The sequence below is a fragment of the Chamaesiphon sp. VAR_48_metabat_403 genome, assembly GCF_031422475.1.
Lineage (GTDB): Bacteria > Cyanobacteriota > Cyanobacteriia > Cyanobacteriales > Chamaesiphonaceae > Chamaesiphon.
The window spans coordinates 1-14,694 of the sequence record NZ_JANPLS010000114.1; the positions used below are offsets into that span (position 1 = coordinate 1).

The following is a 14,694-nucleotide window of genomic DNA, read 5'->3' on the forward strand; positions in this document are numbered from 1 at the left end:
TTGGGTCGCTAGTTTGGGCGATAAACCAATGCGAAATACTTCCGGACAATCTTATCGCGCATTGGGAGAAGTCAAAGATACTTGGACTGAAGCTGAATGGGTAAGCGCATTTAGCGATGTGCCAGCCAGTACGGGAGTTTGTACGGATGTAATCGTGCGTGCCTATCGGCAGATTGGCAACGATTTACAACAAGTAGTTCACGAAGATATGCGGCGCAAATTTTCCGTTTATCCCAAGCTGTGGGGACTCAATCAACCAGATAAAAATATCGACCACCGTAGAGTCGCAAACCTAGTGACTTTTTTCGATCGACGCGGTGCCACACTACCAATTACAGGTGAATATTTACCAGGAGATTTAGTTACTTACGATCTGGGTGAAATTGGTTTACATATCGCTATCGTCACTAATATTAAAAATAACGACGGTTATCAAATAGTCCATAATGCTTGCTGCGGTACAAAAGTAGAAACGATTCCTCGTAATTGGAAAATCAACGGTCACTATCGCTATTTACCTAAAGTTTAAAATAAATCATGATATTTTAATTAAATTTTGAATTTCCATAACATCCCGAAAACCGACCGCGATCGCTTTACCATCTTTGACAAAAATCGGGCGTTTTAATAACATGACATCATCGCTAAATGCGCTTACCCATTCAGCTTCAGTCCAAGTATCTTTGACTTCTCCCAATGCGCGATAAGATTGTCCGGAAGTATTTCGCATTGGTTTATCGCCCAAACTAGCGACCCAACTGGCAATTTGAGCCTGACTGGGTGGACGTTCTTTGGTATTGATAAATTCATAACTAATTGCCTGGGCTTCTAACCATTGCAGAGCTTTTTTACAAGTCCCACAAGTGGGAATACCATATACTTGAATTGAAGTCATTTAGAGCGATTAATTGTGGGAATGAGATGAAGGATGTTGCCAATAACTACCTGTGGCAATTGTAGTTTCTAGTTCTGCTGCTGGTAGGGGACGACTGAATAAGAAACCTTGAACGGTATCGCAATTAATCGATCGCAGGAATTCTAATTGTTCGACGGTTTCTACGCCTTCGGCCACGACATTAAGATTTAATTCGTGTCCTAAGTTAACGATCGTTCTGACGATACCAGCATCGACCGTATTTGCCTGAAGTTCTCGAATAAACGATCGATCGATTTTGAGTCGATCTAGGGGTAAATATTTGAGAATTGCCAGGGAGGAGTAACCCGTGCCAAAATCGTCCAAAGAGATCTTAACACCTATTTCCCGCAGCGATGCTAAAATGGCGATCGCCAGATCTAAATCTTTAATGGCGATGCTTTCGGTAATTTCGACTTCTAATGCTGCGGGTGAGAGTCCGGTTTCGGCTAAAATCTCGATAATAGTTTCGATTAAGTTACGATCTTGAAGTTGCTTGACTGAGAAATTTACGGCGATGGGGAAGTTGCCAAATCCCCGATCTTGCCAAGATTTTTTCTGTTTGCAAGCCGTTCTAATTACCCATTCTCCCATCGGTAAAATTGAGCCAGTTTCTTCGGCAATCGGGATAAAATCAGCCGGATTAATCAGTTTTGCATACAGATCTTGACAGCGCAATAAGGCTTCGATGCCGCTGATTTTGCCAGTGTGAATATCGAGTTGGGGTTGGTAATGTAATAATAACTGGCGATCGTCAATTGCTCTACCCGCTAAACCAGCACAAACGCTATCGAGCATATGCTCTAATTGTAAGCGATGCTCGGCGACAGAGGTTGCACCGACTGGGGTGGGATGGTAAGTTGGAGTATTATAAATCTCATAATTATTGCGACCGTTATGTTTGGCTCGATCTAGTGCGGCATCTGCATGTTTGAGTAAAGTTTGACTATCTTGTCCGCGACTCGTGGCGATCGCGATGCCCATACTTGCTTTAATATATAATGAGTTAGTTTTTAAGTTAGCAAAATTGCGATCGAAGCTAAATGGTAAATCAAAACATTGCAAGACGCGATCGGCAATGATATTTACAGCAGCTCGATCTGCTAACGCCGGAATTAAAATCGCAAATTCATCACCGCCCCACCGCCCAACAATCGCCCGATCGTCGAAAGTATTTTTCAACCGTTCGGCAATTAACTGTAATAATCGATCGCCAAATCGATAACTAATTCCATCATTAATATTCTTAAACCGATCTAGCCCCAAGAAAATCGTCGCTAAAACTTCGCCATCTGCTGGTATTTTTGCTAGTTCTAAAGTTAGCAATTGAGAGCATAACAGCCGATTGGGCAACCCAGTTAACACATCATAATAAGCCCGATTGCTACACATCTGGGCGACACGTTGCTCCATCACGGCTAGATAAAGTTCCGTAGCTAAACTTTGAGCGAGCTTCAACTCTTCATCCGTCCAGCGGCAACCTTGCGGCTTGGCAGCAGATCTAAATAGCGTCAGACAACCGATACATTGTCGATCGTACCGCAATGGCAAAATCAATAGCGATTCGATGCCGACATTCCCAAAAGCGGCAAATAACGGCGATAGTAATCGCTGCTCGGCAATGCGATCGATCGGATAAACTCTCACTCTTGGCTCGATCGGATCGGGAATATTAGGGGCGCGATCGTTGGTAGTCTCAGTATATAATATATCTTGCCAGATCGGATTTTTCTCGATCGGAGTCGTTGTCTGTGGCTGTAAGCCATAGGTATAGATTTGAGCGCGTCGAGCTAGCGGCTTGGCTAAGATTAACAGCCTACCGCCATCAGCTTGAAGAGCTTGAGTAATGTTTGCGAGTAATTTTGACTTAATTTGAGACGTAGATGGTGACGAGCACGACATCCTCATAAATTAGGAATCCGAATTTTTAAAGCAGAGGTAATCGGTAATCGAGCAAGGATAAATAATGATACTCTGGATCGGAAGCACGCGAAGATCTGTAAATATCCCGTTGGCATCGCCTACCTAAGGTAATCGACATTTAGCTATTATGGACGACAGCATTAACGATTCGCCTGCATCTGCGGCGGAACTTGCCGAATTAGTGGCGAGTGCCAATCGCGATCGAGTGCCCCTAGTTATTGCTGGAAATCGCAGTAAACTAGACTGGGGGGGAATTGTCACGGGTACCAACCGGATTGTCAGTACTCGGAAGCTCGATCGACTCATCGCTCATGCCGTCGGAGACTTGACAGTAACAGTCGAAGCCGGGATGCCATTTGTCCGATTGCAAGCAGTTTTAGCTACCGCCGGACAGTTTTTACCATTAGATCCAGTTTATCCCGACCGGGCAACAATTGGGGGGATAATTGCTACCGCAAACACTGGTTCTTTGCGACATCGGTATGGCGGCGTGCGAGATTTGTTGCTGGGGATAAGTTTCGTGCGCGCCGATGGCAAAATTGCCAAAGCGGGGGGTAGAGTCGTCAAAAATGTAGCTGGCTACGACATGATGAAGCTATTTACTGGCTCTTACGGCACATTAGGCATTTTGACAGAAGTAACCTTGCGCGTTTATCCCCAACCGACTAATTTGGGTACCGTCATCATTACAGGCGCGATCGATCGACTAGAGCAAGCTGCTCAAATACTCCTCGCCAGTACCCTCACCCCCATTGCGGCAGATGTCGTGTCTACCGCCTTGAGCCAGCAATTAGAGCTGAGTAATACCCCCAGCCTCGTCATTAAATTTGCCACCATCCCCGCAAGTATCGCTGAGCAGTCGGCACAATTACTCGATATCGCCAAAGGATTGGGGTTAAAAGCAGGTATTTGGCAAGGAACCCAATCCGAAAACTTGTGGAGCGGCATTCAGACCAAAATTTGGGGCGAACGACCGATCGGGTGTAAATTAGGTGTCAGACTCACCGCCGCAGTTGCCACGATCGCCACACTCGATCGATTGACAGATAATACCGCTCCAGGCGTAATTCATCTCAACAGCGGCATCGGAGCCTGCGCTCTAAGCAATGCAAAACCCATTTCGCCCCTCCGGAGTCAATGCGAAGCATCCGGCGGCTTCCTATCGGTTTTACAGGCACCTGTAGAAGTGAAACAGCACATCGATGTCTGGGGCTATCGTGGCAATACCCTACCGCTGATGAAACAAATCAAACAACAATTCGATCCGCTGGGTATTCTTAATCCGGGTAAATGTTTTTAGGGAACGAGGAGACTGGGGGACTGGGAGACGGGGGGACGAGGAGACGGTGGATAGTTTTTAGATTTTGTCTGTTAAAAATGATAACGGTTGACTCATATTAGCGGCAAAACCGAGAATGCCTCGATCGCGATGTTCGGCTAATAATGCTCCTTGTCGATCGAATAAAAAGCTGCCACCTCGTTGCGTTAAATAAGTCGGATCGGGCACGTAAGTCTGCCAATTTCCGATGACTTCTGCCATATTTCTCAACCTTAACGTCGCCAGTTCAAACGGTCTTTGAAAACCACTCCCACCTGCCACCTTGAAAAACGCACCATCGATTGGCGGTAATGGTTTCGCCCTAACAACTTCACCATCATTAATCAATTGCGGTGCATTACGATCGCCCTTGTAGCCCCGAAATACCTCGCGTAAAGTACCAGGGCTACCGACACCAGCACACATTAAAATTAGATTCACCCAAGCATTTTGAGCCGCTGAAAATTTAGGTAACTTTATCGATAATCCCGGATAAAGACCGAGCTGAGTATGTAACTTAGCCTCACGATCGATAAATAACCATTCAGTGGGAAACTTAGTAAACTCACAGAACTTTTCACCAGCAGATCGATCGCCGATGCCCACCATTCTAATCGCCAAACCCGCCGCTGCAAGCTGTTGCCGATCGCGTTGCAACCACCACGCATATTCGAGACTATCAAAATCGCCCAATTGTGGACAAACGATAACTAATACTCGATTTGCCATCTCACAACCGCTCAATATAGAAATAATTTTACCATCGCTAACTCGTAGTCGATCGGTTTGTTGAAAAATAGAATAAATAGTCATTGGTTAGGGGATAGTGAATAGTGAATAGTGAATAGGAAATTACAGTTTAAAGAAACCCGCATCGCAGCCATACTTGGAATGTAGTAACACCCACCCCGATACCAACCAACCCTTACGCAGGGGAGTTTGAGGGGCGGAACGCCGCCCCTTTCCAAGGAGGTTGGCATGGTGGTTTCATACAAGAAAAGAAAAAACCTCATTGACCTGGTTAGCCCATAAACGTAGGGCTTGAGGAACTGTCCGAAACCCAGCTCGATGAACGAGGGTGACAATGAGGCAATGGTGACTTGGGCGATCGCCCGATTGAGATATCCGGCAAATAACTGGCTATCTCTGAGCGGCGGCGGCACCAGCGGCGGCAGGGATGATTTGGTTTGAGTCATCATCATGATGACTCGCGGCATTACCTCTTGATAAAATTCCGCCATCTGGGTGCAGATTTCGGTTAATTCCGATCGGATCTCCGCAGTCGGTGTCTGACTGGACAACAGCTTGACATACTGAGGTATTTCGGAAATACCGATCGCGGCCAGAAATAACGCCTGTTTGGTAGAAAATCGCTTGAAGATCGACGCTTCCGAGATGCCTGCTTTTTCGGCAATCTCCAGCGTAGAAACACTTTCCCCCTGTGCTAAGAAGACTTCCCGCGCTGCTGTCAAAATTTCTTCATTGGTGATTTTTGGCGGGCGAGGCATAAGTAAGAAAGTGACTATTCCCTAATGATAGAGCGGCGTTCGTCAGCGCGTCAATCTAACGCGGCGTTCGGTGACGAACCTATTTGGTAGCCGTACAGTTTTTGCGTCCCTTGCGCGGAAAATCGGCCACACCTTTCATCGTCGCACCATCTACGGTACCGACAAACTTCAGGTTTTTGCCGCCAGCTTGAGCCGAGAAAGTCACTGTTAAAGCGGGGTACGGATGCTCGGTAATTTGAGTAAGGAGTAAGGAGTAAGAGGTTAAGTATTCCTTTACCCTTTACCCTTCTTCCCTAAAACCTAAAACCTCTACCTTTCGGTTGAGTGTGTAGTCTATCTTTAGAGGCTGAAGATTATCGATAGTAAGTAGATATGATTGAGTGGTAATTGAGATGGAATGTATCGCTCATGACTGAATTAATTAATAACATTGGTAAAATATTTTCCGCATTAGGATTTCGATCGATCTCTAGAACCATATTCAGCTTGCTAGCAGTCGTGTTGTTAGTGACAACTACAGCTTGCAACGGTGCCCAAACCAATGCCACAGTAAACCCAACCCAAACCACAAATCCTCGCCCTGGCAAGATTACCGAGCTGTACAAACCGATCGCACCGCCAGTCGGAGGGATGAATAACTATAGCGATGTCGATCCGCGCCAAAATACTTCCGAAGCAGATGCTAAAGCCAAGCGACTAATCGAGAAAACTGAAAATCTCAGCAAAGGTAATACCAATCCCTTCAAACAACTCGGCAAACAATTAGACGATCGGAGTATTCCCGAACGAGTGGGCGAGACTACCGAAAAAATAAATCGATCGGCACAAGAAACCGCCGATGATGTTGCCAAAGGTACTCGGAAAGGATACCAAAATGTCAAGGAAAATACTAAATCATTTAAAGATGATGTCGAGTCCGCAGTTGACGATTTAGGCGATAAAGCCCGTGCTAAAACCAACGATCTCAAAAACGATATTCGCAAAGCCACCTAAACCAACGAATATTCGATCGCTATTTCGCAATAGGTCTACTAAATAATATTTATTTTACCTTCCCACATCGATATGTTTCTGCAAAATAAAAGTTCCGATACCCTCATCGAGATCGAAGATCTCGAAGTTCTGTTCAATCCACTCAGAAATGAGATCGAAGGTCGAATTCAATCAGGAGAAGAAGAGCAAGATCCTCAAGCATTTGCCAAACAAGATTTAACATTCGCCTCTGGCGAAAATCTGCCCCGCTGCTGGCTCGATCCCGATTACCGTAAATCCGCTGCCTAGAAAAGACTGGATCGGCGGGTGTCTATCATATCTCTGAATGACTTTGGATTCGATCGCGAAACTTGCGGTACGATCGAGTTAGGGATCGATGTTTTATAGGCGATCGATAAAGGTCGCCTTCAGGACGATATGATGAGACGCTTGCCGCTGGGTATACTCGGATCGCTACTGCTGGGATTGAGTAGCTGTACGCAATTTGGTAATGCGCCAGCGCATCGCCCAGGGATATTGCGGGTGTGGGCACATGCTGGGCAAGCTGCCGAGCGACAAGTTTTAGAGCAACAGGTAAAGCGGTTTAATGCGTTGCAGACGGGGACTACCGTAGAACTGACTTTCATCCCGGAGGGTTCGTATAACTCTCAAGTGCAAGCCGCCGCCCTGTCAAAAGATTTACCTGACGTGCTCGAATTTGATGGGCCGTTCGTGTATAACTATGTTTGGCAACGAAACCTCGTCCCGATGGATAAGCTGATTTCAGCTTCGGTGCGACAAGATTTATTGCCATCGATTATCCAGCAGGGCACCTACGGGGGGCGATTGTATTCGGTGGCTACTTTCGATTCTGGGCTGGGCTTATACGGTCGCCGGAGCAAGCTACAAGCCGCCGGGATTAGAATTCCCAAGGGAAACAAAGATGCGTGGACTGTGGCAGAATTCGATCGAGCATTAGCCGCATTAGCCGTTCGCGATCCTGACAAACAAGTGCTCGATCTCAAACTAAATTATCGGGGTGAGTGGGCGACTTATGGTTTTTCGCCAATTATCCAGTCGGCTGGCGGCGATCTCCTCCAGCGCGGTAAAGATCGTACTACTAATAGCCGCATAAATAGCCCGATCGCAGTCACCGCCATGCAGTCAGTCCAAAATTGGATTCAAAAGGGGTATGTAGACCCCAACATCGACGACGCGGCATTTACAGGCGATCGCGTCGCCCTCTCGTGGGTAGGACACTGGGCTTACAAAGACTATGCCAAAGCCGTCGGTAAAGATTTGGTAGTGTTGCCCTTACCCAATTTTGGTAAGGGTTCTAAGACTGCCCAAGGCTCGTGGAATTGGGGCATTACCACCAATTGCCCGACTCAAAAGTGTCAAAAATCGGCGATGCAGTTCTTAGAATTTTTACTCCAACCGCAAGAGGTATTAGCGATGGCAAATGTCAACGGAGCGGTACCGGGCACAAAACGCGCGATCGCTAAATCTCAGCTTTATGCCCCCAATGGTGCCTTACGCCTGTTTGCGGAGCAATTACTAGCCAAAGAGACGGTGCCGCGTCCGCAGACTCCGGCTTATCCGGTCATTACCTCGGCTTTTCAATCAGCATTTGCCAATATTCGCAATGGTTTACCAGTAAAAACGGCTCTCGATCGAGCAGCAACCGCGATCGATGTAGACTTACAAGATAATCAAAATTATCCCGATCTTAATGAACGTCAGTTCGGGTTAAGAAGAGCCTGGAGACTGGAAGTCTCGGCTCATGGTGCAAAGTCCGCCTACGCGGACTGACTTTCCTAGTCCGCGTAGGCGGACTTTGCAATACTAGCCCCGATTTCAATCGGCGGCGGTACTAAAACGGAGCCAACATTCTTAACCCGAACTGACGTTAATGAGGGAAATAAATGATTGCTAAATTCTTCCAAAAAGATGATACTCGGACAGCTCTACTAATGGCTGCACCTGCTTTATTCGGCTTGCTATTATTTGTCGCCGTCCCATTTTTGCTAGCGGTAATTATTTCTTTTACTAACCTGCGACTCGGTTCGCCGCTACCGCTGCAATTTTTAGGACTCGAACAATATCGACGAGTGCTGTTAGATCCAAATTTTCAACAGGCTCTAATTAATAATGGTTTGTTTGCGTTAGTCATGGTGCCATTGCAAACAGCATTAGCATTAGCAATGGCTGTCCTAATTAACCGTCCGTTGCCAGGAATGACGATTTTTCGGACGATATTTTTTATGCCCGTCGTGTTTCCGATGGCTTTAGTCGCCGTAATTTGGACGATTATTTATGCCCCTAGTGCGAATGGCATGATGAATGCAATATTAGAGTCGATAACGCTCGGTTTATGGGAGCCAAAAGATTTTCTCAACGATCCACAATTGGCATTACCCGCAATTATATTGTTGTCTTTATGGCAGGGGGCGGGGTTTCAGATGGTAATTATTTTGGCGGGGTTGCAGTCTATTTCGGGCAGTTTATACGAAGCCGCCGCGATCGATGGTAGTAATAAATGGAATCAGTTTCGCTATATTACTTTACCACAATTACGCAATACGCTAATTTTCGTAATGCTATTAACTTCGATTCTGTCTTTTCGCCTGTTCGATCAAGTCCAAATCATGACTCAAGGCGGCCCGAACGGTGTGACGACGACGGTAATGTATGAAGCAGTCAAAGCATCGTTCGAGCAACAAAAGATGGCTAAAGGAGCGGCAATGACGGTCATATTTTTTGCAATTGTGTTAGCAATTACCTCATTACAGAAAGTTTTAATACCTGAAGATAGTGCGATCGATTGAATATGTTCTTTGACTAACATGAATTTTCTCCGACGATCGATCGGCTTATATATCGATGATTTGCGCCAGTGGGCTATTATGATAGGATAAAATGTCCGAGTTAGAGAAAGCATAGTTATTCGTGACCGAAGAGCAAATTTACCATCGAAAAAAGTCTGACTCACAGACGGCAGCGATCGCTAGGCTACAGATCGAAACCCAAGAAATCTGGGGCGGGCCATGTAGAAATTTTATGTATAGCGATATTCCTAAAGTCAAAGCTTATCTGAATAAACTTCCGATGAAGAAGGATCTGGTAACTCAGGAACGCGGAATTGAGTTTACAACCAAGGCAGAACCGGATCGAGGTTTGCCCAGAGGGTTGATACTGTGGTCGGGCAATCGAGAGGGTGTGATTACAGAAGATGAGTACGCTAAAATCAAGGTAGAGATAAAGTTTTGCAACCAACTAGATGACGACTGAGGGTATAAATGAGCGACCTAACCCCAACTCTTCAACGGGTTCGATTTGAAGAAGTAACTCCAGCAAATGAATATGCTGCGTTTTTCGATGCTTCGATTGAGTCTTTGTTCGCTCATCTCGATGTACCGATATTTGAAGGCTATGACGATCTCGATGACATGCGCTTGGCATTTCTAACGTTGCCATCTGGCTCGACTGTCACGCTCGGACAATATCCGCGTGCTCCAGAACCAGGAACTTATCTCTATGTGGTTGCCATTACTCAAGAAACACCCAAACTTGTTGTTGAAAGTTGTCAGCAGCTAAAAATATCCAACCAAGAGATCCTCTGGATTCATCCAGACTGTCAAGATGAGTTCGATCGATTGTATGCTGCTGCTGGCGATTTTTCTAGACAACATCAAACAACACATGTAGCGGAATTGGCACGCGATAGTCGTTACGAACCGATTGATTGTTTCTACCATTCTTTACTAATTTTTCCAAAACAAAAGTTCCCCGAATACTGGGCAATGCTCCAGCACAATTTAGGTTTAGCTTATTACCATCGAATTCCGGGCGATCGAAAGGATAATTTAGAAAAATCGATCGAGTGTTTTAAAAATTCTATGCAAATTTATACCCAGAGTGAGTTTCCATCAAAATGGGAAATAAATCAGCAGGATTTGAGTGCAGCAAATCGATCGCTCGATTTATGTAAATCGACATTAGCAGACACGACAAGAACGCGATAACATACGATTTAGTTATGAAGATCGATTAACTTCAAAAAACCGCCGCACTTCGATCGAGATATTTGGAAAGGCTAAAGGTGAAACTGTTCCATCCTGAAAGTTGGTGACAGTCCGATAACCTAAAGGTGAGGGATCTCGAAAAACTGTGAGCTGCAAATCTTGGAGATTCACCACCCAATATTCTAGAATCTCTGACTGTGCATAGACGATTTGTTTATCACCTAGATCGTACTTGAGGGTGCTGTAGGAATACTCAATCAACCATAAGATATTTTCTGAATAGGGATGATGCTCTAGATAGACAGTATCCAGCGGTTGGACGATTGCCAGATCTGGCTGTGGTTCCGAACCATTAGGCAAGGTGACGGGACGACCTTCCCGGACTTGCACTTGTCCTAATAGAAGACTTCGCAGGATCTGGGCAGCGCGATCGCTATAATAAATATGGGGTTCTCCTTCCGGTGCGATCGGGATTAGATCTCCCCGTAATAATTCTAGATTTTGACCATCAAAAATACCTGAGTCGATCGCCTGATGGTATCGATCGATTGTTTACTTATAGGTCGCGATCGTCATCATTTACCCTCTCAAGTGTTGACGTATCCTCACTCTAACAGATTTTAGCTCGATGGAAAATAGACTAAAATCGCGACTCGATAATCTTTTGCTCTTGAAGGAGCTACAAGTGCAGTGAAACTACGTCGCGACAGAGGTTTTAAGCATTAATCAATCGTCTTTACCGTCTGTTTCTGCCGATAAAAAAGGTTTTGATGTTGTTAAGATGAGGTTAAATACGTTGGAGATCGCATTATGCCCGATTTTCATTCTGAAAGGCATCGCGCTCCGCGATCGAGAGTTGGCGCGATCGGTAGTTATGCTTTACTAATCTTACTGGCATTGCTATTCATCGCCCCGATCGCATTTATGTTCGTGGCTAGTCTCAAACCCGACGAGCTGGTATTATCACAAGCAGGCACCATTCAAGGGTTTATTCCTATTCCCGCTTCCACCCAAAACTATCAGGATGTGTTCGATAGAGTCAATTTTGGGCAGTTTTTTATTAACTCTTTATTGATTACTAGCTCGATCGTCTTAATGGGATTATTAGTTAATTCTATGGCTGGCTATGCGTTTGCTCGACTGCGCTGGCGGGGTCGCAATTTGCTATTATTGGTAGTACTTGCTTTAATGATTATTCCGTTTGAAGCGATCGCGGTACCATTGTTTTTTCAGGTTACGTTATGGGGTTGGCGCAATACTTATCTGGCTCAGATTCTGCCATTTATTGCCAATGCGTTCTCGATTTATTTGTTTTACACTTTTTTTATCGGCTTGCCCAAAGAACTCGAAGAAGCTGCCAGAATCGATGGTGCAAGTATCTTGCGGACTTTTTTTGAAATTATCGTTCCAGTTTCTAAGCCAGTATTTGCAACGGTCACAATCTTGACTTTTTTAACTCAATGGGGGTCTTTTCTGTGGCCGTTAATGGTGACGATCGATGAGAAAGTTCGACCTTTACCAGTGGCAATTGCATCTTTTCAAACTTTACCGCCAATTCAATGGGGCGATATTATGAGTTTTGGGGTGATGATGGTAGCACCGATTTTAATTGTGTTTTTAGCGTTCCAGAAGTGGTTTGTTGAAGGGGTGGCTTCGACGGGAACTAAGGGGTAGGGAGATGGAGTAAGGAGTAAGAGGGAGTAAGAAATAGGGAGGTGGGATGATGGCGACGGTGAAATTCGATCGGGTGTTTAAGGTTTATGCTAATGGTCAGACGGCGATTAAGGACTTATCGCTAGAAATTGCTGATGGTGAATTTCTGGTGTTTGTGGGGCCTTCTGGCTGTGGTAAATCGACAGCATTGCGGATGCTGGCGGGGCTGGAAGATATTTCTGCGGGTAAAATTCTCATCGACGATCGCATTGTCAATGATAAAACGCCCCAACAGCGGAATATTGCGATGGTGTTTCAGAATTACGCGCTGTACCCGCACATGAGTGTCAGGCAGAATTTGGAATTTCCGCTGCGGATGCTGAAGTTGTCGAAGCAACAGATCGATGCACTGGTGGCTGAGGCAGCCGAGAAGCTGGGTTTAATTGAATTAATGGATCGGAAGCCCAAACAGCTTTCTGGGGGGCAGCGGCAGCGAGTAGCGATGGGACGGGCGATCGTTCGCGATCCGGCGGTATTTCTAATGGATGAGCCGCTGTCTAATTTGGATGCCAAAATGCGATCGCAAATTCGGACGGAAATTACCACGCTCCAGCAGCGGATGAATGCGACGATGGTATATGTCACCCACGATCAAGTTGAGGCGATGACGATGGGCGATCGCGTGGCGGTGATGCGATCGGGTAAACTGCAACAAGTGAGTTCGCCACAAGACCTGTACGATCGACCGACAAACATTTTTGTGGCGGGGTTTATCGGTTCGCCGGGGATGAATATTTTTCGGAGCCGCTTGGGTAAGGATGAATCGGGCAATTTAGCACTCGATTTTGGCGGACAATTTTTAACGATTTCAACAGCGATGATCGATCGATATCGAGAATTAGAGCTATATCTTAATCGAGATCTGTTAGTGGGTTTGCGTCCGGAAGCTTTTAGCATTGCCCCACTCGATGCCGATAATTCAATTACAGTCACGATCTCTACTGTCGAATTACTCGGTCATGAAACGATCGTCTATGCGATCGCTCCCATTAGTAAAATCGATACGGACGAAGGTGTGAGCGGACAAGCGGGCGAAAGCGGGGGTAATGGTTCGATTTTAATCGCTCGAATTGCCGCAGCACGGACGATTCAAGCTGGCGATCGATTGGTGTTGGCGGTTGATACTAGTAAACTATATCTATTCTCGATCGATGGGGAATGTATCGATTAACGGTGTTAGAGATCTAAGATTGATTCTTCATTTTTGCATTCTTTTCTCCCCGCTAAATAGTAACTTTACTTACGCCCAAGACTACTAGTTTTTTTGCCACTGCTTCAGTAGTGTAGTTGTCAACTCATACATTTCGGTATTGTCTTGTTGCTGATATAGTTTTACAGCCCGTTCTAAATCGATAATTGCACTGGCTAGATCGTTCAGGCGATCGTATTGTAGTGTCGCTCTGAGAATATAAGTTTCTGCGTACAATGGATCGAGTTGGATCCCCCGATTGTAATCGGCTAATGCGCCAGGAATGTCCTGAAATTTATCATATTTGAGCAGTCCTCGATCGCTATAAGCTTTCGCCGTCAGCGGATTTAGTTCGATCGCTTTACTATAATCATCTAACGCACCATTATAGTCATGAAGTTTATTTTCTTTGAGCAAACCTCGATTATTATAACCAGTAACCGTATGCGGATTGAGTCCGATCGCATTGCTATAGTCGTCTAAGGCTCCACTGTAATCGTCGAGTTTGTTTTCTTTGAGTAAGCCCCGATTGTTATAAACAACCGCCGCAGTTGGATCGATTTGTGCTGCTAGATTATAATCATCTAATGCGCCATTATAATCGTTGAGTTTATGCTCTTTGAGTAAACCCCGATTGATATATAGCTCGACTGAATTATTTTTCAAGGCTATAGCGTTATTTAGATCGATTAATGCTCCTTGATAATCTCCTGCTTCACACTTCTGTTGCGAAGCGATCGTATAATCGGCTGCTGTTAATTTACTATCTTTAGACATTTTGATGATGAGCGAACCTAATTAAGTTGCCATTGCTGACTACTACAGTAAGTGGCATGGATTGGGGTTTCGATGCCGTCAAACACCCGATCGATCTAGTCTAGAGCCTAAAGCCTGTAGCTTGACATCAAGTTATCGCCGTTCAAAGTATAGTATAAACTAGCACGAGTCAGCAATCGAATTTAGCAAATCGCGCGTTGATGAGTGGGTAATTTATTCTCTTTCAGAGCATCTGAGCCGACATAAATGTCGTCTAAAGGGTGAAAGAAACTTTGTTTGGGCACGCCCTAATTTCATGCTTCAACCCAATTTACAGATCCTTGCTCTGAGCCAGTTTCAGCTAAGTTCCTTAGAAG

General features: G+C 45.3%; 17 protein-coding genes. 10 read left to right on the forward strand and 7 right to left on the reverse strand.

Annotation, left to right across the window (positions count from 1 at the left end; all coding sequences use genetic code 11):
- Nucleotides 1-529, forward strand: a 529-nt coding sequence (locus RMO79_RS05930; protein WP_310482132.1) for a DUF1287 domain-containing protein, incomplete at its 5' end; no start/stop codon positions are given.
- Nucleotides 530-535: 6 nt separating this feature from the next.
- Here the strand turns inward: RMO79_RS05930 and RMO79_RS05935 are convergent.
- Nucleotides 536-895 (reverse strand): Spx/MgsR family RNA polymerase-binding regulatory protein, encoded by a 360-nt coding sequence (locus RMO79_RS05935; protein WP_310482133.1) that lies wholly within the window; start codon nucleotides 893-895, stop codon nucleotides 536-538.
- Nucleotides 896-904: 9 nt separating this feature from the next.
- Nucleotides 905-2,821, reverse strand: coding sequence for an EAL domain-containing protein (locus tag RMO79_RS05940; protein ID WP_310482134.1), 1,917 nt, complete (start codon nucleotides 2,819-2,821; stop codon nucleotides 905-907).
- Between the two features lie 142 nt (nucleotides 2,822-2,963).
- On the opposite strand from RMO79_RS05940, the gene RMO79_RS05945 reads away from it, so the two are divergent.
- Nucleotides 2,964-4,136 carry an FAD-binding oxidoreductase gene (locus tag RMO79_RS05945; RefSeq protein WP_310482135.1) on the forward strand — a complete coding sequence of 391 codons (1,173 nt, stop codon included), beginning with the start codon at nucleotides 2,964-2,966 and terminating at the stop codon, nucleotides 4,134-4,136.
- Between the two features lie 57 nt (nucleotides 4,137-4,193).
- On the opposite strand, the gene RMO79_RS05950 is transcribed toward RMO79_RS05945, so the two are convergent.
- From RMO79_RS05950 to RMO79_RS05960, 3 genes are all read right to left on the reverse strand, one after another.
- The gene (locus tag RMO79_RS05950; RefSeq protein ID WP_310482136.1) at nucleotides 4,194-4,967 is read right to left on the reverse strand and encodes a peroxiredoxin-like family protein; all 774 of its coding nucleotides are present in this window, start codon (nucleotides 4,965-4,967) and stop codon (nucleotides 4,194-4,196) included.
- Nucleotides 4,964-5,662 carry a helix-turn-helix domain-containing protein gene (locus tag RMO79_RS05955; protein WP_310482137.1) on the reverse strand — a complete coding sequence of 233 codons (699 nt, stop codon included), beginning with the start codon at nucleotides 5,660-5,662 and terminating at the stop codon, nucleotides 4,964-4,966. Before RMO79_RS05955 ends, RMO79_RS05950 begins: the two co-directional genes overlap by 4 nt.
- 79 nt (nucleotides 5,663-5,741) lie before the next feature.
- On the reverse strand, nucleotides 5,742-5,867 hold the full coding sequence (locus RMO79_RS05960; RefSeq protein WP_310482138.1) for a hypothetical protein: 126 nt from the start codon (nucleotides 5,865-5,867) through the stop codon (nucleotides 5,742-5,744).
- A 203-nt stretch (nucleotides 5,868-6,070) separates the two neighbouring features.
- Here RMO79_RS05960 and RMO79_RS05965 point away from each other — a divergent pair, with 203 nt between their 5' ends.
- The 6 genes from RMO79_RS05965 to RMO79_RS05990 all read left to right on the forward strand — a co-directional run bounded on the left by RMO79_RS05965 (nucleotide 6,071) and on the right by RMO79_RS05990 (nucleotide 10,659).
- The gene (locus RMO79_RS05965; protein WP_310482139.1) at nucleotides 6,071-6,655 is read left to right on the forward strand and encodes a hypothetical protein; all 585 of its coding nucleotides are present in this window, start codon (nucleotides 6,071-6,073) and stop codon (nucleotides 6,653-6,655) included.
- Between the two features lie 72 nt (nucleotides 6,656-6,727).
- On the forward strand, nucleotides 6,728-6,943 hold the full coding sequence (locus RMO79_RS05970; protein ID WP_310482140.1) for an acetyltransferase: 216 nt from the start codon (nucleotides 6,728-6,730) through the stop codon (nucleotides 6,941-6,943).
- A 129-nt stretch (nucleotides 6,944-7,072) separates the two neighbouring features.
- On the forward strand, nucleotides 7,073-8,446 hold the full coding sequence (locus tag RMO79_RS05975) for a sugar ABC transporter substrate-binding protein (protein WP_310482141.1): 1,374 nt from the start codon (nucleotides 7,073-7,075) through the stop codon (nucleotides 8,444-8,446).
- Between the two features lie 113 nt (nucleotides 8,447-8,559).
- A complete protein-coding gene (locus RMO79_RS05980; RefSeq protein WP_310482142.1) occupies nucleotides 8,560-9,462 on the forward strand; it encodes a sugar ABC transporter permease in 903 nt (300 codons plus the stop codon).
- A gap of 121 nt (nucleotides 9,463-9,583) precedes the next feature.
- Entirely contained in the window at nucleotides 9,584-9,925 is a 342-nt protein-coding gene (locus RMO79_RS05985; RefSeq protein ID WP_310482143.1) for a hypothetical protein, read from the forward strand.
- 8 nt (nucleotides 9,926-9,933) lie between these two features.
- Nucleotides 9,934-10,659 carry a hypothetical protein gene (locus RMO79_RS05990; protein WP_310482144.1) on the forward strand — a complete coding sequence of 242 codons (726 nt, stop codon included), beginning with the start codon at nucleotides 9,934-9,936 and terminating at the stop codon, nucleotides 10,657-10,659.
- Nucleotides 10,660-10,671: 12 nt separating this feature from the next.
- On the opposite strand, the gene RMO79_RS05995 is transcribed toward RMO79_RS05990, so the two are convergent.
- Nucleotides 10,672-11,208, reverse strand: coding sequence for a Uma2 family endonuclease (locus RMO79_RS05995; RefSeq protein WP_310482148.1), 537 nt, complete (start codon nucleotides 11,206-11,208; stop codon nucleotides 10,672-10,674).
- A 261-nt stretch (nucleotides 11,209-11,469) separates the two neighbouring features.
- Between RMO79_RS05995 and RMO79_RS06000 the strand changes: the two genes are divergently transcribed.
- Both RMO79_RS06000 and RMO79_RS06005 read left to right on the forward strand, forming a co-directional pair.
- Nucleotides 11,470-12,333 (forward strand): carbohydrate ABC transporter permease, encoded by an 864-nt coding sequence (locus RMO79_RS06000; protein ID WP_310482145.1) that lies wholly within the window; start codon nucleotides 11,470-11,472, stop codon nucleotides 12,331-12,333.
- Nucleotides 12,334-12,379: 46 nt separating this feature from the next.
- A complete protein-coding gene (locus RMO79_RS06005) occupies nucleotides 12,380-13,543 on the forward strand; it encodes a sn-glycerol-3-phosphate ABC transporter ATP-binding protein UgpC (RefSeq protein ID WP_310482146.1) in 1,164 nt (387 codons plus the stop codon).
- 84 nt (nucleotides 13,544-13,627) lie between these two features.
- Here RMO79_RS06005 and RMO79_RS06010 read toward each other — a convergent pair whose 3' ends face one another.
- Nucleotides 13,628-14,338 (reverse strand): hypothetical protein, encoded by a 711-nt coding sequence (locus RMO79_RS06010; protein ID WP_310482147.1) that lies wholly within the window; start codon nucleotides 14,336-14,338, stop codon nucleotides 13,628-13,630.
- Nucleotides 14,339-14,694: the final 356 nt, after the last annotated feature.